18 protein-coding genes are annotated in these 19,650 nt (G+C 53.7%); 11 read left to right on the top strand and 7 right to left on the bottom strand.

All coding sequences use genetic code 11. The features are described 5' to 3' along the window. The first annotated feature begins 29 nt into the window (after positions 1-29). The 4 genes from IPN28_00955 to IPN28_00940 all read left to right on the top strand — a co-directional run bounded on the left by IPN28_00955 (position 30) and on the right by IPN28_00940 (position 3,610). Complete coding sequence (locus IPN28_00955; GenBank protein QQS57419.1) at positions 30-644, top strand: polyisoprenoid-binding protein; 615 nt, start codon at positions 30-32, stop codon at positions 642-644. Positions 645-674: 30 nt separating this feature from the next. Beyond that, the gene (locus IPN28_00950) at positions 675-1,898 is read left to right on the top strand and encodes a YceI family protein (protein QQS57418.1); all 1,224 of its coding nucleotides are present in this window, start codon (positions 675-677) and stop codon (positions 1,896-1,898) included. A gap of 90 nt (positions 1,899-1,988) precedes the next feature. Then, on the top strand, positions 1,989-2,657 hold the full coding sequence (locus IPN28_00945) for a glutathione S-transferase family protein (protein ID QQS57417.1): 669 nt from the start codon (positions 1,989-1,991) through the stop codon (positions 2,655-2,657). 14 nt (positions 2,658-2,671) lie between these two features. Then, entirely contained in the window at positions 2,672-3,610 is a 939-nt protein-coding gene (locus IPN28_00940) for an SDR family oxidoreductase (protein QQS57416.1), read from the top strand. Positions 3,611-3,617: 7 nt separating this feature from the next. Here the strand turns inward: IPN28_00940 and IPN28_00935 are convergent, their stop codons facing one another. The 4 genes from IPN28_00935 to IPN28_00920 all read right to left on the bottom strand — a co-directional run bounded on the left by IPN28_00935 (position 3,618) and on the right by IPN28_00920 (position 8,749). Next, positions 3,618-4,949: a PAS domain-containing protein gene (locus IPN28_00935; protein ID QQS57415.1), complete on the bottom strand. Its 1,332-nt coding sequence runs from the start codon at positions 4,947-4,949 to the stop codon at positions 3,618-3,620. After that, entirely contained in the window at positions 4,940-5,599 is a 660-nt protein-coding gene (locus tag IPN28_00930; protein ID QQS57414.1) for a PAS domain-containing protein, read from the bottom strand. The genes IPN28_00935 and IPN28_00930 overlap by 10 nt, the downstream gene beginning before the upstream one ends. A 180-nt stretch (positions 5,600-5,779) precedes the next feature. Then, a complete protein-coding gene (locus IPN28_00925; GenBank protein ID QQS57413.1) occupies positions 5,780-6,412 on the bottom strand; it encodes a redoxin domain-containing protein in 633 nt (210 codons plus the stop codon). 81 nt (positions 6,413-6,493) lie between these two features. Next, the gene (locus IPN28_00920) at positions 6,494-8,749 is read right to left on the bottom strand and encodes a thioredoxin family protein (protein ID QQS57412.1); all 2,256 of its coding nucleotides are present in this window, start codon (positions 8,747-8,749) and stop codon (positions 6,494-6,496) included. A gap of 108 nt (positions 8,750-8,857) precedes the next feature. Between IPN28_00920 and IPN28_00915 the strand changes: the two genes are divergently transcribed. The 4 genes from IPN28_00915 (at position 8,858) to IPN28_00900 (ending at position 13,652) form a co-directional block, all read left to right on the top strand. Continuing rightward, a complete protein-coding gene (locus tag IPN28_00915; GenBank protein ID QQS57411.1) occupies positions 8,858-10,852 on the top strand; it encodes an acetoacetate--CoA ligase in 1,995 nt (664 codons plus the stop codon). A gap of 269 nt (positions 10,853-11,121) precedes the next feature. After that, positions 11,122-12,330, top strand: coding sequence for a pyridoxal phosphate-dependent aminotransferase (locus tag IPN28_00910; GenBank protein QQS57410.1), 1,209 nt, complete (start codon positions 11,122-11,124; stop codon positions 12,328-12,330). 63 nt (positions 12,331-12,393) lie between these two features. Next, a complete protein-coding gene (locus tag IPN28_00905; GenBank protein ID QQS57409.1) occupies positions 12,394-13,101 on the top strand; it encodes an aspartate/glutamate racemase family protein in 708 nt (235 codons plus the stop codon). Positions 13,102-13,106: 5 nt separating this feature from the next. After that, positions 13,107-13,652 carry a TrmH family RNA methyltransferase gene (locus tag IPN28_00900; GenBank protein ID QQS58504.1) on the top strand — a complete coding sequence of 182 codons (546 nt, stop codon included), beginning with the start codon at positions 13,107-13,109 and terminating at the stop codon, positions 13,650-13,652. Between the two features lie 9 nt (positions 13,653-13,661). Here the strand turns inward: IPN28_00900 and IPN28_00895 are convergent, their stop codons facing one another. Both IPN28_00895 and gorA read right to left on the bottom strand, forming a co-directional pair. Continuing rightward, positions 13,662-15,566 carry a methyltransferase domain-containing protein gene (locus IPN28_00895; GenBank protein ID QQS57408.1) on the bottom strand — a complete coding sequence of 635 codons (1,905 nt, stop codon included), beginning with the start codon at positions 15,564-15,566 and terminating at the stop codon, positions 13,662-13,664. A gap of 60 nt (positions 15,567-15,626) precedes the next feature. Then, positions 15,627-17,009 (bottom strand): glutathione-disulfide reductase, encoded by a 1,383-nt coding sequence (gene gorA, locus IPN28_00890; GenBank protein ID QQS57407.1) that lies wholly within the window; start codon positions 17,007-17,009, stop codon positions 15,627-15,629. A gap of 40 nt (positions 17,010-17,049) precedes the next feature. On the opposite strand from gorA, the gene IPN28_00885 reads away from it, so the two are divergent. Beyond that, on the top strand, positions 17,050-17,535 hold the full coding sequence (locus IPN28_00885) for a hypothetical protein (GenBank protein ID QQS57406.1): 486 nt from the start codon (positions 17,050-17,052) through the stop codon (positions 17,533-17,535). Positions 17,536-17,543: 8 nt separating this feature from the next. After that, a complete protein-coding gene (locus IPN28_00880; GenBank protein QQS57405.1) occupies positions 17,544-17,939 on the top strand; it encodes a hypothetical protein in 396 nt (131 codons plus the stop codon). A gap of 70 nt (positions 17,940-18,009) precedes the next feature. Here the strand turns inward: IPN28_00880 and IPN28_00875 are convergent, their stop codons facing one another. Beyond that, a complete protein-coding gene (locus IPN28_00875; protein QQS57404.1) occupies positions 18,010-18,198 on the bottom strand; it encodes a hypothetical protein in 189 nt (62 codons plus the stop codon). A gap of 177 nt (positions 18,199-18,375) precedes the next feature. On the opposite strand from IPN28_00875, the gene IPN28_00870 reads away from it, so the two are divergent. After that, positions 18,376-19,605, top strand: a complete 1,230-nt coding sequence (locus IPN28_00870; protein QQS57403.1) for a PD40 domain-containing protein — start codon at positions 18,376-18,378, stop codon at positions 19,603-19,605. Positions 19,606-19,650: the final 45 nt, after the last annotated feature.

Here is a 19,650-nt window from a genome sequence, read left to right as displayed (position 1 = left end):
CATTCCCAAACCCATGACAGGAGTTTTTCATGAAGAAGTTTCTTGCCGCGCTGCTTGCGGGCTTTTGCCTGACCGCCGCGCAACCCTCTTATGCCGAAGTTGAGCAGTATACGTTCGACAAGGCGCATACGCAGATATTTTTCTCCGTCAACCATCTCGGCTTTTCCAATTCCACAGGGAAATTCCTGGATTTTGACGGCGGATTTTCCTTTGACCGGGCCGAGCCGGCCAAATCTTCGGTCGAGGTGACGATCAATACGGCGGGTATCAATATGGATGACGTCAAGTGGGACGAACATCTGAAGGGAGCTGATTTCTTCAATGTCGAGAAGTTTCCGGCGATGACCTTCAAAAGCACGGCGGTTGAGGTCACGGGCGAGAATACCGCCAATATCACGGGCGACCTGACCCTTCTGGGCGTCACCAAGCCTGTGGTCTTGGCCGTTACCCACAATAAATCCGACAAGCACGCGTTCAGCGGCAAGTATGTCAGCGGGTTTTCGGCAACGGCTACTCTGAAACGCTCGGAATTCGGGATGGGTTACGGTCTGCCGATGGTCGGGGACGATGTCTCGATCCGTATCGAAGTTGAAGGCGAGCGGGTCGAGCCTGCCGCTTCCGATGCCGCTTCGGAGAACAAATAAGTCTCAGAATTGTCCGCTTAAGGATATTTTATGGATAACAAGACAGATTCCTACGGGTTTGTTCTCAAATTCATCCACTGGGCAACAGCCCTGCTTATTCTGGGGCTGTTGTTCGTCGGTTTTTATATGACCACGTTGCCGTTTGGGGATTCGAAGCTGCAGATTTATATGCTGCATAAGTCCTTTGGACTTCTGGTTCTGCTTCTTGTCGTCGTTCGTATTTTCTGGAAATTTTTGACTCCCAAGGTCAAGCATCTGGAGACCCATAAAAGCTGGGAACGGCTATTGGCCCGCCTGACGCATATTTTCCTTTATTTTGCCCTTTTTGCCATGCCGTTGTCGGGCTGGATCATGTCTTCGGCGGGGGAGTTTCCGGTGTCGTTCTTCGGACTTCCGGTTCCGGCGCTGACGGGCAAAGATCACGATGTCTTCGAGAGCAGTCAGGAGTTTCATGAACTCGTGGCGCTGGTTCTCATCGTTTTCATTTTTTTACATATGGCCGGGGCGTTCAAGCATCATTTCATCGATCGGGACGCGACCTTGCAGCGCATGACCCGGCCTTCTCTGGGGCTGGTGTCCGGGGCGCTGCTTGCGGTGATTTTCGGCGGGCTGTGGCTGCTTCCGGTCTCGCAGGTCGTTCTCCAGGTCAAGGAGGATCAGGGCCATTACGATGAAGCCGGGGAGGATTTAAGAGATCGGCGTGGCGATGAGTCGGCTACGCCTGACCTTAAGCTGGACAGCGATGAATGGCGCATCCTGCCCGAGCAGAGCCGGTTCGCGTTTACGGCTACGCAATACGGACAAGCCTTCGAGGGGACTTTCACTTTCGATGGGCGGATTGTTTTTGATCCCGATCATCTCGACCGCAGCTTTGCGGATATTTCGATTGATATTTCCAGCATCAAGACCGGAAGCGATGACCGCGATGGTCAGGCTAAATCCGCCGAATGGTTTGATGTCGAAAAGTTTCCGAAAGCGCGTTTTGTGACCGAAACATTCGAATCTACGGGTGCGAATCAGTATGCGGTTACAGGAAAACTCACGATTCGCGATGTGACCTTGCCTGTTTCGTTTCCTTTTACCCTGACGATTGAGAAACAGGAACAGGGGCCGCGCACCGCGGAGATGCGGGCGGAACTGACGCTGAACCGCCTTGATTTCGGTGTCGGGCAGGGGCAATGGAAAGGCACGGAAACCATAGCGGACGCCGTAAAAATTTCTCTTCTCGTTCATGCCGTGCGCTCAAAAGAGTGATACGGAAAATTTTTTCAGAAATTTTTCTGCGATTCGTTTGAGCATTTTTCTGCATTGAATATTTCGGGCGCTGGGTTACAGTATTTTTTCATGAGAACCCTGTTTCATTTCTGGCTGCATCCGTTTTCCCGTAAGGTCAGAATTGCTCTGGCTGAAAAAGAGCTGGATTTCGAGCTGAAAGTTGAGAAAATCTGGGAACGGCGCACCGAGTTTCTTGCTATGAATCCGGCGGGCGATGTGCCTGTTCTGATCGAGCCGGACGGCACCATTCTTTCAAACTCGCAGGTGATCTGCGAATATCTGGATGAGGTTTATACGGGGAATAATCTTCTCGGGCAAAATCCCGTCGAGCGGGCGGAAACGCGCCGCCTTGTGAACTGGTTTGACCGCAAATTCAACAAGGAAGTCACGGATAATCTGTTCGGCGAGAAGCTGATGAAGACGTTTTTGAAGCTCGGGGAGCCGCACGGTCCCTCGATCCGGGCGGGTCGGGCGAATATTTATTACCACCTTGATTATATTGGATTTTTAACCGAGCGTCGGACGTGGCTGGCCGGGGATTTCTTTTCCTTGGCCGATATCACGGCGGCGGCGCATATTTCCTCGATCGATTATATCGGCGATGTGCCGTGGGAACAGCATCCTGCGGCCTTCAAATGGTATAACGCGATCAAATCCCGCCCGAGCTTCCAGCCCCTGCTTGAGGAACGCATCCCCGGCTTCGAGCCGGTGGTTGATTATGTCCGAACCGGCACTTAAAGGGTTTTGGCCTCATGAGCGCGGACCCGCATACATTATCACAAAAACACCTTTTCTGTTTCGGGCATGGCTATTGCTGCGATTATCTCGGGCATGAACTCATCGAGAAGGAAGGCTGGAAAATCTCCGGCACAACCCGCGACCCTGACAAAAAGAATATTTTACGTGAGCGGGGGATTCGCCCCTTTACGTTCGACGAAACGCACCCTTTGGCCGATCCGCTCTATATCCTGCGGGATGTGACGCATATCCTGATCTCCACGCCGCCGGCGGAGGAGGGCGACCCGACCTTCGTCATGCACGCGGCGGATATCTGCCAGTTGCCGGGGATTGAATGGATCGGCTATCTCTCCACGACGGGCGCTTACGGGGACCGCGGCGGCGGATGGGTGGACGAGACGTCCGAAGTGCGGCCGACGACGATCCGCGGGACGCGCCGTGCGCGGGCGGAGGAGCAATGGCTTTCACTTCATAAGTCTCACAAGCTTCCGGTTCATGTTTTTCGGCTGGCCGGAATCTACGGTCCGGGGCGCAGCGCCCTGGATTCGGTGCGGGCGGGGGTGGCGCGGCGGATCGACAAGCCCGGCCACGCATTCAGCCGAATCCATGTCGAAGATATCGTGCAGGTCTTGCGGGCCTCCATTGCCCGGCCTGCGCCGGGGCAAATCTATAATCTGTGCGACGACGAGCCGGTGCCCAGTCATGTGGTCATTGATTATGCCTGCAAGCTTCTGAAGTTGCCGTCACCGCCCCTGATTCCTTTTGATAAAGTCGATCTGGCACCGATCACGCGCAGCTTTTACGCCGACAACAAGCGGGTGAGCAACGAGAAGATCAAAAAGGCGCTGGGGGTCGAGCTGAAGTATAAAAGCTACCGCGAGGGGCTTGAGGCCTGTCTGGCGGCGGAAAAATCCGCGATCAGCACACTGCGGGATTATACGCAGCCGATCTAGGTGCTTTTCAGAATATCTTCTGTTTATTCATCCGGCTGGCGGCGGTGAATTTGCTGGCGTCATAGGGCAGGCGGATGGTGACAGCGGTTCCTATGCCGACGGTTGATTCGATATGGATACTGCCGCCGTGCAGCTCCACCAGTTCCTTGGTGATCGACAGGCCGAGGCCGGTGCCTTCGTAATCCTTGGTGTAGTGGGTGGAGACCTGCTCGAAGGGCCGCAGGACGGCGGCAAGCTGGTTGGCGGGGATTCCTATTCCCGTATCGCATATTTTCAGGGTCAGATGCTCCTCGCGGGGTTGGCACTCCATCCAGACGGAGCCGCCCTCCTTGGTGAATTTCACCGCGTTGGTGAGGATATTGAGGATAATCTGCTTGAGGGCGCGAGCGTCGGCGACGAGCTTGATGTCCTTTGCGATCTCCTCGTCGACTTCGAGTCGGATTTTTCCTTCTTCGGCGCGGCCCTTGACCATCTTCACGGCGGCCTTGATGATTTCGCCCATGCGGAGGCTGGAGAGGTCGAGGCTGTATTTTCCGGCCTCGATCTTGGACATATCGAGGATATCGCTGATGAGATCGAGCAGGTGTTCGCCGCTTTCCCGGATTCCGGTGGCGTACTCGCTGTATTTCTTGTTCTCGACCGGGCCGAGAAGCTGGTGTTCGATCATTTCCGAGAAGCCGATGATGGCGTTGAGCGGTGTCCGCAGTTCGTGGCTCATGTTGGCCAGAAAACGGGTTTTGGCGGCGTAGGCCTGCTCGGAGGCGTCCTTGGCGGCGCGGAGTTCGCGTTCATGGACGATGCGTTCGGTGAGATCCTGCATGATACCGTAGAGAGCCACAACTTCGCCCTCCGCGTCCTTCTCGCAGCGTCCCTCGCAGTAGATGTAGCGGATTTCGCCGCTGGGGCGGGCGATACGGAATTCCATGTCATAGCTTTTCTTTTCGATGATCGCGCGCTGAAAGGCCTGAATCATGCGGGCGATGTCGCTGCGGTGGACCGTGTCGTTGATCCGCTTGAGGGTCGGCTGGAAATGGTTGGGGTCGAGACCAAAAATCCTGAAGACTTCCTCCGACCAGGTAATGTCCTCCGAGTCCACCTGCCAGCGCCAGTGGCCCATATGGCCGATGGATTCCGCTTCTGAGAGCTGTTTCTCGCGCTGGGCGAGTTCGCTTTGCCTGTTTTTTGTCGCTGTGATGTCCCGGCCCAGAGCGTAGATCATGCCGCGGAAGTTTTTGAGCGTCCATTCGGTCCAGAGGGACTGGCCGTCACGGGCGATCATCCGGCCTTCAAAGTCTGTGGCGACCGACTGGTTTTTTTCAATCGCCCTTTTTATACCCACGAAATGGGTGAGCGTATTGGGTTTGTCGCCTGGGGGAAAAAATCCAGAAAATTCAATCCCTCCATTTCGGCCGGACGGTAGCCGATCCGGTCGAAGAAGATGTTATTGGAGCGCAGGATGACGCCACTGCGGTCGAGGACCAGCATTATATCCTGCGACATTCCCATGAACAGGAGAAGCTCGCTCTGTTCCCGGATCACGCGGGGCGTGTCTTCGGGCTGCCCTTGTTTTCCCGCCAGCGCCTTGTTGATTTTGGTTAGAATCGCTCCGGTGTCCTCCGGCCCGATCTTGCGGGACGATTTGTCGGTCTGCGAGGCGATGAGGAAACGCTTGTGATCTGAGGTTTCCAGCCAGTCCAACTGGAAACGGATCATCGAGCGGTCCGTTTTCAGCCTGAGCGCGTGAATATCCGACTGCAGGGTCTTCGGGTCGGGAAAGATTTCCCCCCTTTCATCCTCGAAGATAAAAACGTCGTACAGACTGGCGCCGTTTTTTACGCCTTCATTCGTAAGACCCACGAGATCATAGAAAGAGTCGGAGGCAAAAACAATCTCTCCGCTTTCGGAAAACGCGCAGCGGGCCGGTTCCGATTTGCGGTCACGGAGAGAGATGCCCTGCGTCGGGCTATTGTTTTGTTTTGTGGCGGACATTCAAGCGAAAATGAATAAAGGAATCAGTACATACAGCCTTTAAATGTTAAGAAAATTTTCAGGCTGCTGCAAGCGTTCTATGTAAATTCCTTGAGGATATCCCTATCAAAATCTTTGTCAAAAGAAAGCCGGCCCGAAAGATTTTTCGGGCCGGAACTCTCGGGTGGCTAAAAAAATCGGTTAGTTGGTCGCCTTGTATTTAACGCCGCAGCCGTAGGGGGTGGTGGTCGGCGTCTGGACGGGGTTGCCGGCCTTCAGGTCGTCCAGAGCGGCCAGAACGTAGTTGCTTGCGCCCGCGATGCTGGCGGGGTCGGCGTCGGCAACGCTGTCAATCGCCCCGGCGTAAGCCACATTGCCTTCGGCATTGATGACAAACATATGCGGGGTGGTTTTGGCGCCGTAGAGCTGGCCGATATCGCCGTTCGGGTCGAGAATGCGGTTCGTGGAGTGAACGCCCGCGTCAGTTTCGATCTTAACGGCTTCCTCAGCGGTGGTGTTGCCCTGCATACCGGGTGCAGAGGAGTTAATCGAAATCCAGACCGCGCCGCCTTCGGTGGCTGTTTTCTGGACGGCCTGCATATTGCCGGATTTGTAATGCTTGACCACGAACGGGCATTCCTGGTTGGTCCATTCGAGGACGACGTTCTTGCCCTTGAGGTCGCTGAGCTTAACTTCATTGCCTTTAATGTCGGTGGCGGTAAAGTCCGGTGCGGGCTGGCCGACTTCAGCAACCGCGAAGGCCGGGGTTGCACCGAGCGCAAACGGCACCAGTGCCAGCGCAAGTATGAGTTTTCTTGATTTATGTAAAAGCATAAGAGAGTCTCCTCAAACGGGTTTCAGATGGGGTGAACTTACCCGTTTGTTCGCCGAGGAGTCACGAAAGTTACAAAATTTTTATAAATTTGGTGTGCGGTTCAGTCTTGCGTTTGCCTCTGAAAGCGGAGCGGCTACCTTCTTACCTTTCTGGACGGCTTCGTGGACGATGCCGGGGGTGAGGAGCTGCGGGAGCAGGACGGGTTCCGGTCGTTTGCCTGTATGATCCGGGGCGCCATAGAAGACATAGACGGGAACACCCGAACGCCCGAAACTTTCCAAATAGGCGGTTATTTCTTTGTCATAATTTGTCCAGTCGCCGATGAGGTATTGGACGTTGGCCTCCTTAAAGGCTTTATGCGTGGAGTCGATGTCGATGGCCAGACGGTGATTGACCTTGCAGGTGATGCACCAGGCGGCGGTCATTTCGACGAAGACGGGGTCTTGGGTCTCCAGAAGGGCGGCCAGCTTTGCCGGAGAATAGGTTTCGCCGAACGAGCCTTCGGTTAACGGGACTGCGCCCGCTGTGGGGATTTCGGCGACGGCCATCAGGGACATGAGCGGCAGAGCAAGGCAAATCAGCAGGGGGGTGCGGGACATGATTCCGCAACTGCACAGGGGTTTTTTGAAGTGTGTCAACCAAACGGCCATGGAGAGGAATAACATTCCCAGAAGGGTCAGAAACACGCCTTCGGGTCCGGCCTGCTGGGCGAGGATGCTGATCAGCCAGATCGAGAAGCCGAACATCGGGAAGGCAAGGAATTGCTTGAAGGTTTTCATCCAGGCGCCGGGGCGGGGCAGGAGTTTCTGCGCGGCGGGGATGTAGCACAAAAGAAGATACGGGAAGGCCAGACCGAAGCCGAGCGCAATAAAGATGCTCAAGGCCACACCTGCGCTCTGCACCAGAGCATAGCCGAGGGCGGCGGCCATAAAAGGGGCCATGCAGGGGGTGGCAACGACGGTCGCCAGTGTTCCGGTAAAAAAGCTTCCGGCCATCGAGTGTTTATTGGTGAGCTGGTTGCCGATATTGCCCAAGCCCATGCCGATTTCGAAAAACCCCATCAGGTTCAGGCCCACGAGGAAGAGGATATAGGCTAGAGCGGCCACGACGACGGGGTTTTGTAACTGGAAGCCCCAGCCGATGGAGGAGCCTGCGGTTTTCAGAAAGACCAGCATCATACCGACGATAATAAAACTGGCGATGACTCCGGCGGTGTAGGACAGCCCATGCAGGCGGGCTTCGGCTTTTTCCTTGCCGGAGAGTTTGGCCAGACTCAGGGCTTTCATCGAGATGATCGGAAACACGCAGGGCATCAGGTTCAGGATCAAGCCTCCAAGAAAGGCGAAAAACAGAGCCGTTGTGAAGGAGGAAATCTCGGGTTTGGCGTTTGAGGGTGTGGCGGAGTTTTGTACTTGCTTGCTGCCGTCGGATGTGACCGGGGCTGCCGCTCCCTGCTTGGAGTTTTCCGGTTGGGCGGTCAGGGCGTAGCCGTGATAGATGCCTTGTTTGTTCTTGAAGGTGAGAAGGCCTTTGAGCTTTTCCAGCTTGTCGATGGCGATATCGCCTCTGGGGTGGTGGATCGTGATTGTTCCGTCTTCGAGTTTTGTTTCCGGTTGCGGGAAGTGGTTTAAGATTCCCCATTCTTCAGGAAAGAACTCTGCGGTTTCAATCTGTACGTCTTGAAGAAATGACGTGTCTTCGGGTGTGAGGCGCATGACCAGCTTTTTGTCGGCTTCGCTGAAGGTGAACGTTCCGGCCAGTTCGGGCGGCATCTTTTCCTTCGCCGCATTGATAATCGCCGTGTTGTCCTGCGAGGCTTCTGCAGGATCGTTGAGTTTAAGCTCGATTTCCGCCGTTTCGGGGATGCAGACATCGTTACAGACCAGCATATCGATTTTGGCGTGCAGGGTTTGTATACCTTCGGGTAATGTCTGCGGAACTGTCAGATTCTGCAACAGGGTGACTTTTTCGTGATAGCCATAGTTTGCTAGAGGTTCGACAAAAATCTTGCTGGGGACCGGCCAGATGATTTCACCCATCTCGAAACCTTCGGGCAGGGTCCATTTGATGCGGATGGGCAGGCCGGAATCGCCGGGATTCGACCAGTACAGATGCCAGTGGGGATAGATCGTATGTTCGATGGCCAGAGTGATTGTCGATCCGGCTTCAACCGTGTTCTTTTCCGCAAGGATGCGGACATCGACATAATGGTCCGGCTCGCCTCCGGGGTTTTCAGCGTGTGAAGGGACGGGGGTCCACAGAGCAAAAACTGCCAGCGCCAAAACCAGAAATGGCCTGACTGCGGTGAATGTTCTGCGGCCGCCTCTTGCTTTCATGTTGATTATCCCTTTAGAATTGCGGGGTTTTTAAGGTTTGTACCCTGTATACAGGTTATTCGGCCTTTGTTAATGTCCCGTTACCGGAAACACGCTAATATTTGCACCATGAACAGTCAGAAGACCAGCCTAGAAAAAACAGCCGACGTTTCGCAAAAGCCGCTTTGGGCACCCTCCCAGGAGCAGATCGAATCTACTACGCTTTATCTCTTTATGCAGGCGCTGGGGGCGAAAAAGGGCGTGAAATTTGTGGATTATGACGGGCTTTGGCGCTGGTCGGTCGAACATTCCGAACAATTTTGGGATTTTTTGTGGGATTTTTGCGATGTACAGGGGGATAAGGGGGGTAAAATCCTCGATTCCCATGGCGGAAAGATGCTCGGGGCGCAGTTTTTTCCCGAAGGCAAAATCAATTATGCCGAAAACAACCTGCGGCAAAGGGACTCCGTCACCGCGATTATTTTCCGTAATGAACAAGGTGAAGAGTCTTCACTTACCTATGCGACGCTTTACGATCAGGTCAGCCTCTGGCAGCAGGCGTTCATCCGTGAAGGGGTCGGCGTAGGTGATCGTGTCGCGGCTTATCTGCCTAACATTCCTGAAACGATTATCGCCGCTCTGGCGGCGGTTTCTCTTGGGGCGATCTGGTCTTCGGCCTCGCCGGATTTTGGCGTACAGGGGGTGATTGACCGTTTCGGGCAGATTGAGCCGAAGATTCTGATTACCGTTGACGGATATTATTATAACGGGAAGGTGATGGATTGCCTGCCCAAGGTCAAGGATGTTCAGCCCGCGCTGAAGGGTTTGAAAAAGACCGTGGTTATTCCCTTTGCGGGTTCTGCTCTCAAGCCTGAGAATCTTCAGGACTCTGTCAGCTCCGGTGATTTTGTAGCCGATTTTCAGCCCAAGGAGATCGCCTTTACGCGGGTTCCTTTCAATCATCCGCTGTTTATCCTCTTTTCCTCCGGGACGACAGGCATCCCGAAATGTATTGTCCACGGGCATGGGGGGACATTGCTGCAGCATCTCAAGGAACATCGTCTGCATTGCGATATCAAGCCGGGGGATAAAGTGTTTTATTTCACCACCTGCGGGTGGATGATGTGGAACTGGCTGGTGACGGGGTTGGCGTCCGGGGCAACGCTTCTGCTGTTCGACGGATCGCCGTTCCATCCTGACGGGAATGTCCTTTGGGATTATACCGCGAAGCATGGGTGTACGCTTTTTGGGACGTCGGCGAAATATATTGATGCGCTGAAGTCGCATCATCTGGCGCCGGGGAAGACGCATGACCTTTCGGCGCTCCGCACTTTGACCTCCACCGGGTCACCCCTGGTTCATGAGAGCTTTGATTATGTCTATGCGTCGATTAAGTCCGACCTGCATCTCGCCTCGATCTCCGGGGGGACGGATATCGTTTCGTGCTTCATGCTGGGCAATCCGATCTCTCCGGTCTGGCGGGGCGAGATTCAAGCGGCGGGGTTGGGGATGGCGGTGGATGTGTTCGACGAGCAGGCGCAGCCGGCGACAATCAGCGCGGGGGAGTTGGTCTGCACGAAGCCTTTTCCGTGTATGCCCGTTTCCTTCTGGAACGATCCCGAGCGGGTTAAATACAAAGCGGCTTACTTCGAACGGTTCGACAATATCTGGGTTCACGGCGACTGGGTGGAGAAGACCGCGCATGGCGGGCTGATCATTCACGGGCGCAGCGATGCAACCCTCAATCCCGGAGGTGTCCGCATCGGGACCGCCGAGATTTATCGGCAGGTGGAGCAGGTGGAGGCTGTGCGGGAATCTATCGCCGTCGGGCAGGACTGGGAGGACGATGTGCGGGTCATCCTGTTCGTGATTCTCAAGAAAGGCTGGGCGCTGGATGAGAATTTGATCAAGGAGATCAAGACGAAGATCCGCAACGGGGCTTCGCCGCGCCATGTTCCGGCGAAAATTATCGCGGTTTCCGATATTCCGCGGACCAAAAGCGGAAAAATCACTGAGCTGGCCGTTAGGGATGTCATCCACGGGCGGAAAATCAAGAACGTGGAGGCGCTGGCCAACCCGGAAAGTCTCGATCTCTATAAAAATCTTGAGGAATTGAAGAGTTAGGCGAAAAAAGCACTTGCAGGACGCGCTTAAATCGTGTTTCTCTACTATTATGAATATTTTCGCTGTCGAAAGAGTTGATCTGAATCGCGGGGCCGCAACGGCTTTCGCAGCAGCAGCGGTTGCAGCAGCGGCGGCCTAGCCGCACGATATTCGCCCATAGCGCAAGAGCGCGTTTAGAACACCCCCCGAGCACCGGAACAGAAAAAACAGAGGTTTTGCGCCTTTTTTCAGGTCAAAACTTCAAAAACCAGAATTTTGGAACTATTGAAATGCCACAGAGCCCTGTAAAAGAAATCGTGAAACTGCCTTTGAGTTCGCGCATGACACCCTATAACACGACCATCGAGAATTTAACGCCTAATCCCGGCACCGATCTTCTGCGCTATGCGCGGACGAAGCCGGAGGTCGTCTCGCTCGCGCAAGGCGAGGGGAGTTTGCCGACTCCCTCCTTCATCTGCGATGCGGCGATGAAGGCTCTGAAGGAGGAGAACAAGACGTTTTATGCCCCGATCCTCGGCCATCCTGAGCTGCGGGCGGAGCTTTCCACCTATTATAAGAATATCTATGGGCTTGATATTCCTCAGAACCGTTTTTTTGTCACCAGTTCCGGCACGACGGCCGTGCATCTGTCGTTGGCAGCCATTATCAACAGCGGCGATGAGGTCGTGGCGCTGACGCCGATCTGGAAAAACCTGATGAGTGCGATGGAAATCGCCGAAGCCAAAATCAAACAGGTCGGCATGAACTACGTTGACGGCAAAGGCTGGCTGCTTGATTTGAACCGCTTGTTTGCGGCCTGTACGCCTGCCACCAAAGCGATCATGATCGTTACGCCGTCCAATCCGACGGGCTGGGTCATGACGACGGCGGAAATGAAAGCGGTCATGGATTTTGCCCGCGAACGCGGGATCTGGGTGGTGGCCGATGAGGTTTACACACGGACTGTCTACGGGCAGGTGCGGGCGCCGAGCTTCCTTGATGTTTCGGAGCCGGACGATCTGCTGCTGGTGATTAACAGTTTTTCAAAGACCTGGGCGATGACGGGCTGGCGGCTGGGCTGGATTGTCGGGCCGTCTTCTGCCGAGATGAAAATCTGCGATCTGGCGGTTTACAACAATATGGGGCCGCCGAGCTTTACCCAATATGGCGCACTGGCGGCGCTGCGGCAGGGCGAAGGGTTCCTGACCGAGCAGATGACGTTGTGGCGGTCGAATCTCGATCTGCTGATGGACCGTTTCGCGCAGATGCCGAAAATCTCGATTGTGCGGCCGGAGTCGAGCTTTTATGCGTTTTTCAAGGCTGCGGGCGAGGAAGACTGCATCGCCTTCTGTACGCGTTTGATCGACGAGGCGGGGTTGTCTCTGGCGCCGGGGTGTTCCTTCGGGGATTGCGGGCGCGGATTCATCCGGCTGGCCTTCGCCTGTTCGGAGACAAAGCTTCTGGATGCGCTGGATCGGCTGGAGCGGTTTGTCTCTTAAAGCTTTCCTTCGTTTTACTTCGCGGATAAACTTCCTGCATATTTTTTTAGGAGATACTGGCGCGTGAAAACCATTGGGATCGTCGGGGGCTTAAGCCCGGAATCGACTATCGTGTATTACAAGGGGCTGAATGCGGCGGTGCAGGCGCGGCTGGGCGGGCATCACAATGCGCGAATTTTGCTCAATTCCCTCGATTTCGGGGAATTTGTCGAACTCAAGGCGCGCGGCGACTGGGAGACACAGGGGAAGATGATCGTAAAGGCGGCGCAATCTCTGGAGCGGGCCGGGGCGGATTTCGTTCTGCTGGCGACCAATACGATGCACCGCTTTGCGGATGATGTTCTCGCGGCGCTGAACATCCCGTTTCTCCATCTTGCGGATGCGACTGCCGAGCGGATCAAGGCCAGCGGGCTGAAACGCATCGCGCTGCTCGGCACGGCTTACACGATGGAACAGGATTTTTATAAGAAGCGCTTGAGTTTGCACGGTATAGAGCCCCTTGTTCCCGATGCGGCGGGGCGGGCGCAGGTCCATGCCATCATTTACGATGAATTGTGCCGGGGAATCGTGCGGGATGAATCCCTCGTTGTTTATCAGAACATTATAGATGATCTCTTAGGGCAGGGCGCACAGGGCGTGATACTGGGTTGTACAGAGATTACCATGCTGATCGGGCCGCCGGATGTTTCGTGTCCGGTCTTCGATACCACGCAGATTCATATCGATCAGGCTGCGGCATTTGCCTTCGATGAACAGGCGGTGGCAGCATGAGCGGGCTGCGCGGGTATTTCGGCGTCGGGGTCGAGGGGATCAGCAAGGAACAAAACGCGGGAACCATCGTACGGACGACCCATGCCTTCGGGGGCAGTTTCTTTTTCTCGATCAGGCCGTCGATCGATATTCATGAGCTGAAAGTCTCCGATACGTCGGGGGCGTTCGATCATCTGCCCTATTACCAATATAAAAAACCCGAAGAGCTGAAACTGCCCAAGGATTGCGTTCTGGTCGGGGTGGAGTTGACGGAGGATGCCGTTGAGCTTCCCAGTTTTCGCCATCCGTTGCGGGCGGCGTATGTTCTGGGGCCGGAGATGGGCAGTCTATCGCCGAAGCTGACGGCGCGATGCGATCATGTTGTCAAAATCCCGATGAAATTCTGTGTCAATGTCGGGGTGGCGGCGGCGCTGGTGATCTATGACCGGATGATCTGCCTTGGCAAGTTTGCGGAGCGTCCTGTGCGGCCGGGCGGGCCTTTGCTCGATCATACCGTCATCCAACCGAAAGGGCATCGGCGGAGGGTGCGGACCAAGCAGAGTGAAGACTAAACGCTTTTTCTAAGGCTTTTTCCTGACCCAGAACTGGTACATCCTGCGGAAAATATCCGGGTTGGCGATCTCAAATTTGTTCCAGTTGTCCAGGTTTGTCCGCTGCGGGTCGTCGGGGAAGGCTTTGGAGTAGTTCTGGTGCAGGTTATTTATGTCTCTAAACCCAAGGAATTCCAAATTGTTTTTTCTAAGCATTTCTGAAATTTGGGGAATATCGTAGCAATGTTCCATCACATGGAAGATAAGATCCTTGTATTCCGACAGGAAATAATAATCCCGGAACCTTACGAGTGATTCAACATCCTCTTCCGGCAGCCAGTTCAGGGCGTTTCTGCGAAACTCTTTCATGCTTTCGTGGTCGCCGCCGATTCCGTTTTTTGCAATGATCTCGCGGGCCTTGATAATTGCCCTTCTGGCGTGCTTGCTGTAGAGGGCTAGATGCATGACACCGTCCGGCTTCAGAAGGCTTGTGACCACGGCCAAACCGTCTTCCGGTACTTTCATGTGGTGCAGAACCCCTGAACTGACGATCAGGTCAAAGGAATCGGGGGCCAGAACTTTTCCCAGACCCAGAATATCCGCCTGACGGAAGGTGATATTTTTGATGCCGATTTCCTCGGTTTTGCGTATGCCATAAGCGAGGCTTGATTTGCTCAGATCAACCGCCAGAATCTCGCTCTCCGGGAGTACCTGGGTATAAAAGGAGGCTTCCTGCCCCGTTCCCGTTCCAGCGATCAGAAGTTTTGTCTTTCCCTTGGGAAGGTATTTTTGAAGCAGTGCGGTATCTTCGCGACTCAAGGCTTCGGGAGTGTGACGCCAGCGCGGATAAGGGAGTTCTTCATACTGTTCCTGTACTTCCCTGGAGGTCTCGGTTTCTACCTCGGTGATGCTTACGATCGCTTTCTTGATCTCTTGTTCCTCCAGGGGGCCTGCCAAATGATATGATACAAAAGTTTGTAGTTCCTTAGAGTCTTTCAGCTGTTTTAGATAATCAGCGGATGCTTTGTGTTTCCAGATGTTTTCGTAACAGGCGAGAAGGCAAAGAGGGTAGGGATTTCCGGAAATGTCCTCTTGAAGCGCTACTTCATTTTTTAGTTTTTCCAGAAGTTCATTTTCTTCATCGCTGACATCGAAAAGATATTCCGTATAGAAGCAGTAAACAGAAAGTGCCGCAAGAAAAGGCAAAAACTGGATTCCGAATAGACTCTGATTGTCTTGTATGTAGTCTTTGAGAAGCAGATGCCTCATGTGGGTGAGAAGTCTCTCAAAGCTCAGGTCGCCAACAATTACGTTCTCCAGTCCGAGAGTGAGATAGCGCGATAAAAGGAATTCTCTGTCCGTATTCTTGCGAAATTGTCTTTCGAAAGAAGAAAAATCTTCGTTTTTTTTCAGGCTGTAAAAAGGTGCCAACTCATGATCTGTCACCATGAGGCTAAACCATGCTCTTCCGATATAATCGTAATTCAGGCTACCGTCTTCGAAGCAGAGTGTAATCAGATGCTTGATGTCGGGGCTGCTGAGTTCAAATTTCGTCAGAGCCAATATTTTGAGGAATTCCTTTTTATGGTCTTTTTTTTCAGGGGCTGCGGTTATGGCGAGGGCGCTGTATTCCATGGCTTTTGCCATGTCGCCTTTCTGATGCATGATCCGCATCAGATTGGCGTAAGCGGCATCGTAGTGCGGGTTCAGCTGAATGGCAGTATGAAAAAGCTCAACTGCCTTGCTAATGTTGCCTTGCATATAACGCAGCGTGCCCAGATTGTGCGCTGCGTCTGCGGTGGGGAATATGCTCATGGATTCCGTCAGATACTTTTCGGCACCAGCAAAATCCTGTTTTTTGATGCAATCGACAGCCAGCACATATATTTCCTTGGCTTTTGCTTCGTTGGATGAAGAGGTCGCATGGTTTGTCATGGTCCGGTCACTTCTGAAAATCCTTGAATTTCAGTATTTAATGGATAATTTCTGCGGAAATCAATTTGTTTTTACTGCTGTTTTATCTTGGCTTTTTTTCAGAAGAACCAGCTCCTCCGCCGCCGTGGGGTGGATGGCGACGGTGCGGTCGAAATCGGCCTTGGTGGCGCCCGCGATCAGGGCGACGGCGAAGCCCTGCGTGATTTCCGGCGCGTCCTGTCCGACCATGTGGAGGCCCAGAACCTTATCCGTTTCGCGGTGGACGATGAGCTTGACCAGCGTGCGTTCGTCGCGCTGCGCCAGTGCGTTCTTCATGCTCAGGAAATCATCGCGGTAGATGTCGATTTTTCCGGGGAATTTTTTCTGCGCCCGTTCCTCAGAGAGTCCGACCTGCCCGACGGTTGGATTTGAGAATATCGCGGAGGGGATATTTTCATAGGAGATATAGCGCTGTTTTCCGCCGTATAATCTGTCGGCCAGCGCGTGGCCCTCCGCAATCGCGACGGGGGTGAGGGCGATGCGGCCCGTGACGTCGCCGATGGCGTAGATGGAGGGGATGTTTGTCCGGTCGTCCTTACCCACTTTGACCGCGCCGTCTTTCGTCAGTTCGACGCCGATTTCTTTTAGACCCAGCGGTTCGATATTCGGCGTGCGGCCTGTGGCAAACAGGATGGCGTCGGCCTCTATTGTGTTTGCATCCGAGAGGCTGATTTTTAAACCGGATGGGGTTTTTTCAACTTTCGTCACGGTGGTTTGCGGGTGAAGCGTGACGCCCTTCTTGCCCATTTCCTTTTGCAGGAAGGCGCGGACGTCGCCGTCGAAGTCGGGGTTCAAAATCTGCTCGCGGCGGAAGACGAGATGCACCTCTGAGCCGAGCTGGTTGAAGATGCCCGCGAACTCCAGCGCGATGTAGCCCGCGCCGTATACCACGAGGCGCTGCGGGCGGTCGGGCAGGGAGAAGACCTCATCCGAGGTGATGCCGTATTCCTTCGCGCCCGGAAGGTCGGGGATATGGGGCTTCGCGCCTGTCGCGATCAGGATGCGTTCGGCGGTGATTGTTTTTCCGCCGACCTCCACGCTGTGCGGGCCGGTGATTTTGGCGGTGGCGTTAAAAACGGGCTGGCCGTCGGTTTCGATGCCCTTGCTGATCATGGTATTCAGGAATTCGACTTCGCCCTGCTGCGCTTTGATATATTTTTTCCAGTCATGGGCGGAGGGGCCGATGCTCCAGCCGTATCCGGCGGAATCCGTGATGTGTGAAGCGTAAGAGGCGGCGTAGGTCATGATTTTTTTCGGCACGCAGCCGAGATTGACGCAGGTGCCGCCGATATGGCGGTTTTCGGCGTAGGCGACCTTTTTCCCGTACTCCGCCGCCACGCGTCCGGCGCGGCCGCCGCCGGAGCCGCTGCCGATGATGAAAAGGTCGAAATCGTAGGCGGTCATTTTGTTTCTTTCGGTTTATGGCTTATGGCATTATGGGGGCATGATAAACAGCGCAAGCCGGTTTGAACATGGGGAAATGGGGGGCGGCAAGCTTTACGGCGAATACGACAATGCGGGCGTCCTGATCCGCGAGTATGTGTGGCTGAACGGCGCGCCGCTGGCGCAAATCGACAAGTCGGGCGGTACAGAGACCGTCACCTTTCTGCACACGGATCATCTGGCCACGCCGCGCTATGGAACGAATGCGGCGGGAAGTACAGTCTGGACATGGGATTCGGGTGCTTTCGGCAAAGAAGCGCCGACAGGGAGCGCGACCGTCAATCTCCGGTTTCCCGGCCAGTACTACGATTCCGAGACCACGCTCTTCTACAACTGGAATCGCACCTACAACCCGGGTATTGGCAGATTTATATCAAGCGATCTAATGGGTCTAAAAGGCGGCCTGAATCATGAGTGCCCTCATTTTGTTGCCGTAAATGCTGCTGGCATTCCGATAGAATTTCCTTACAAACCCGGATCGCCTTAGGAATAGTCATGTCACAAAAAGAGAATCGCTCAGAATGCACTCCAAGCATAAAACTATCGGGCGTTGATCAGAGAATATTTTCTTCCTTGCTGGAGGGTCTTAAAAAGCAGGGAGAAGATTTAGTAGCCGAGCAGTTAGAAAGGGTAGTAGTTCCTTTGCAGTTGTTAGACGGAACTCCCGAGCAATTCTCGTTTAAAGGATACCCGTTGCCTCAGCCCACCTATGAGCAAAGAATCCAAATGAAATTAACTGATTTTAGCAATATAGATATAAATGTATTGGGGGGGGCGGTACGAGTAGTTATTGATGAGTTTGGCCAAATATACTGGTTTTATTTCCATGACCTGCCAAGCTTCTATCTCCTTCTGAAAAGTAGCATCGATACAGCTATGAAGGAAATTTGAAAAAAACACAAAAATAGCGGACAGATATTCTGAAAGTAGCGGTTACGCATCGGGTTCATGCCCCCCGGTTTTATTCAAGCCTTTGCCGTGTCCGGGCCGACGCGGTTGCGGTGAGTGCGCCTCGGGCGCGGTGATGCCAAGATCGGCTTTTTTGAGCTTGCCGCGAAACACTTCGGGCGTGGCTTCCCGCTCGCGGTCCGGCGCGGCCGCCGCCGGAGCCGCTGCCGATGATGAAGAGGTCGAAGTCGTAGGCGGTCATTTTGTTTCTTTCGGTTTGAGGCTTATGGCATTATGGGGGCATGATAAACAGCGCAAGCCGGTTTGAACATGGGGAAATGGGGGAATCGTGGCTGAACGGCGAGGCGCTTGGATCATTGAGTGCGTGGCTTTTTTGGTTCTTTGCGTCTACAGGTTTTGCGGTTCTTGATCTTTTACTATGCAGCTTGATTTGTTTATCTGCACAAAGATAGAGTCAACCATGTGTGATAGATTGAAAAACTATTTTTGTATCGTCGGAATACTGGCCACGCTGTTCTTTGCAGGATTTGCCCCAGGGCAAGATTCGCCTTCGCCTGATGCCCCCGAATGGTCTTGGTATGAGAGCGGAATGGAGTTGTATAACCCACAACTCTCACCTGATGGCTCTAGTGTTGTTGTCGTTCGTAAACGTCACACCTATGACGGTCACGAGGCTGAAGCAATTTCAGACGATGAGATAAAACTCCAACAAGCCCGAATTGACGCAGACGAGCGATATGCCGATCCGCAGGTGGTAATCTTGTCACCCAATCAGCAAGTCGAGACGATTGATTGGGGTTGGGAACCTGTTTTTTCTCCCGATGGAAACAAGATTGCCTACTCCTCTCAGGTTTCACCGATTTCTCGCTACCGAGTGCTTGCATCTACCCTCAAAGGTAATGACATCAGGATCTATGATCGAGCTTCTAAGTCGTATATTACTTTGGCAAAGCCAAGTGACGGTTATTTAACTGAGCCAATCTTTTCTCACGATGGAAAACAAGTCGTTTATTCGATTGGCGGCGCGGTAAATGGTGCGTATGGCGGAAACGTGGGCTTGGGGAGAGTCTCTATTGAGTCGGGACTAACTGAAACTCTCGTGCCTCCGACAAAGACTCACGGTCTTTTAAATCTAGTCAATTCAAAAGGTTTTCAGTCCGATCGACTGCTTGTTATCCGATGTATTCCTGCTAAAGAGGGCACTTTTCTGTCAAACGAGTATCTCTGCGATTTGTTGGATGCAGATTATCCTGAGGCTGTCGTCCACTCATGGGGTACAAGAACTCTTGAGGAAATGGGCACATTTCGGTTTGTGCCGGTGACAGCGGATAGCCTGCTAGTCTTCGATCAAGGTTGGCAAAAAGCTGCGCCATCTTCTGGGTCGCAGTCTTATCCAACTCCTGAGTATGCATCCGACCCCGGTGCTGCAAGTCCAAACGGTCTTCACACGGCGCATATCAGCGGCTCAACGGTTTATATAAAAGATTTGCTGACAGGCAGATTACAAAAACAATGGGAAATAGACGGGCAAATACAAGAGTTAACATGGGCTCCTACGTCAGATCGATTGGCTGTCATCGTCACCAAATGGCAGGATCATTTTAGTCACGACACACTAGTCGTATTTTCAATAGCCCAGGGGAAATAGATCAATTATATCAGTTTAGTACCCTATCTTGAGGGTAGAAGGGCT

The sequence above is a fragment of the Alphaproteobacteria bacterium genome, assembly GCA_016699735.1.
In the GTDB taxonomy this organism is placed as follows: Bacteria; Pseudomonadota; Alphaproteobacteria; order Micavibrionales; family Micavibrionaceae; genus JAGNKE01.
Note: the sequence above shows the minus strand (reverse complement) of the source record. Positions and strands in the feature narration are given on the sequence as shown.

What these genes read in the sequence shown, in the direction of transcription:
- IPN28_00955 (QQS57419.1), top strand. Translation starts at nt 30, where the DNA reads ATGAAGAAGTTTCTTGCCGCGCTGCTTGCGGGCTTTTGCCTGACCGCC.
- IPN28_00950 (QQS57418.1), top strand. Translation starts at nt 675, where the DNA reads ATGGATAACAAGACAGATTCCTACGGGTTTGTTCTCAAATTCATCCAC.
- IPN28_00945 (QQS57417.1), top strand. Translation starts at nt 1,989, where the DNA reads ATGAGAACCCTGTTTCATTTCTGGCTGCATCCGTTTTCCCGTAAGGTC.
- IPN28_00940 (QQS57416.1), top strand. Translation starts at nt 2,672, where the DNA reads ATGAGCGCGGACCCGCATACATTATCACAAAAACACCTTTTCTGTTTC.
- IPN28_00930 (QQS57414.1), bottom strand. Translation starts at nt 5,599, where the DNA reads ATGTCCGCCACAAAACAAAACAATAGCCCGACGCAGGGCATCTCTCTC.
- IPN28_00925 (QQS57413.1), bottom strand. Translation starts at nt 6,412, where the DNA reads ATGCTTTTACATAAATCAAGAAAACTCATACTTGCGCTGGCACTGGTG.
- IPN28_00920 (QQS57412.1), bottom strand. Translation starts at nt 8,749, where the DNA reads ATGAAAGCAAGAGGCGGCCGCAGAACATTCACCGCAGTCAGGCCATTT.
- IPN28_00915 (QQS57411.1), top strand. Translation starts at nt 8,858, where the DNA reads ATGAACAGTCAGAAGACCAGCCTAGAAAAAACAGCCGACGTTTCGCAA.
- IPN28_00910 (QQS57410.1), top strand. Translation starts at nt 11,122, where the DNA reads ATGCCACAGAGCCCTGTAAAAGAAATCGTGAAACTGCCTTTGAGTTCG.
- IPN28_00895 (QQS57408.1), bottom strand. Translation starts at nt 15,566, where the DNA reads ATGACAAACCATGCGACCTCTTCATCCAACGAAGCAAAAGCCAAGGAA.
- gorA (QQS57407.1), bottom strand. Translation starts at nt 17,009, where the DNA reads ATGACCGCCTACGATTTCGACCTTTTCATCATCGGCAGCGGCTCCGGC.
- IPN28_00885 (QQS57406.1), top strand. Translation starts at nt 17,050, where the DNA reads ATGATAAACAGCGCAAGCCGGTTTGAACATGGGGAAATGGGGGGCGGC.
- IPN28_00880 (QQS57405.1), top strand. Translation starts at nt 17,544, where the DNA reads ATGTCACAAAAAGAGAATCGCTCAGAATGCACTCCAAGCATAAAACTA.
- IPN28_00875 (QQS57404.1), bottom strand. Translation starts at nt 18,198, where the DNA reads ATGACCGCCTACGACTTCGACCTCTTCATCATCGGCAGCGGCTCCGGC.
- IPN28_00870 (QQS57403.1), top strand. Translation starts at nt 18,376, where the DNA reads ATGCAGCTTGATTTGTTTATCTGCACAAAGATAGAGTCAACCATGTGT.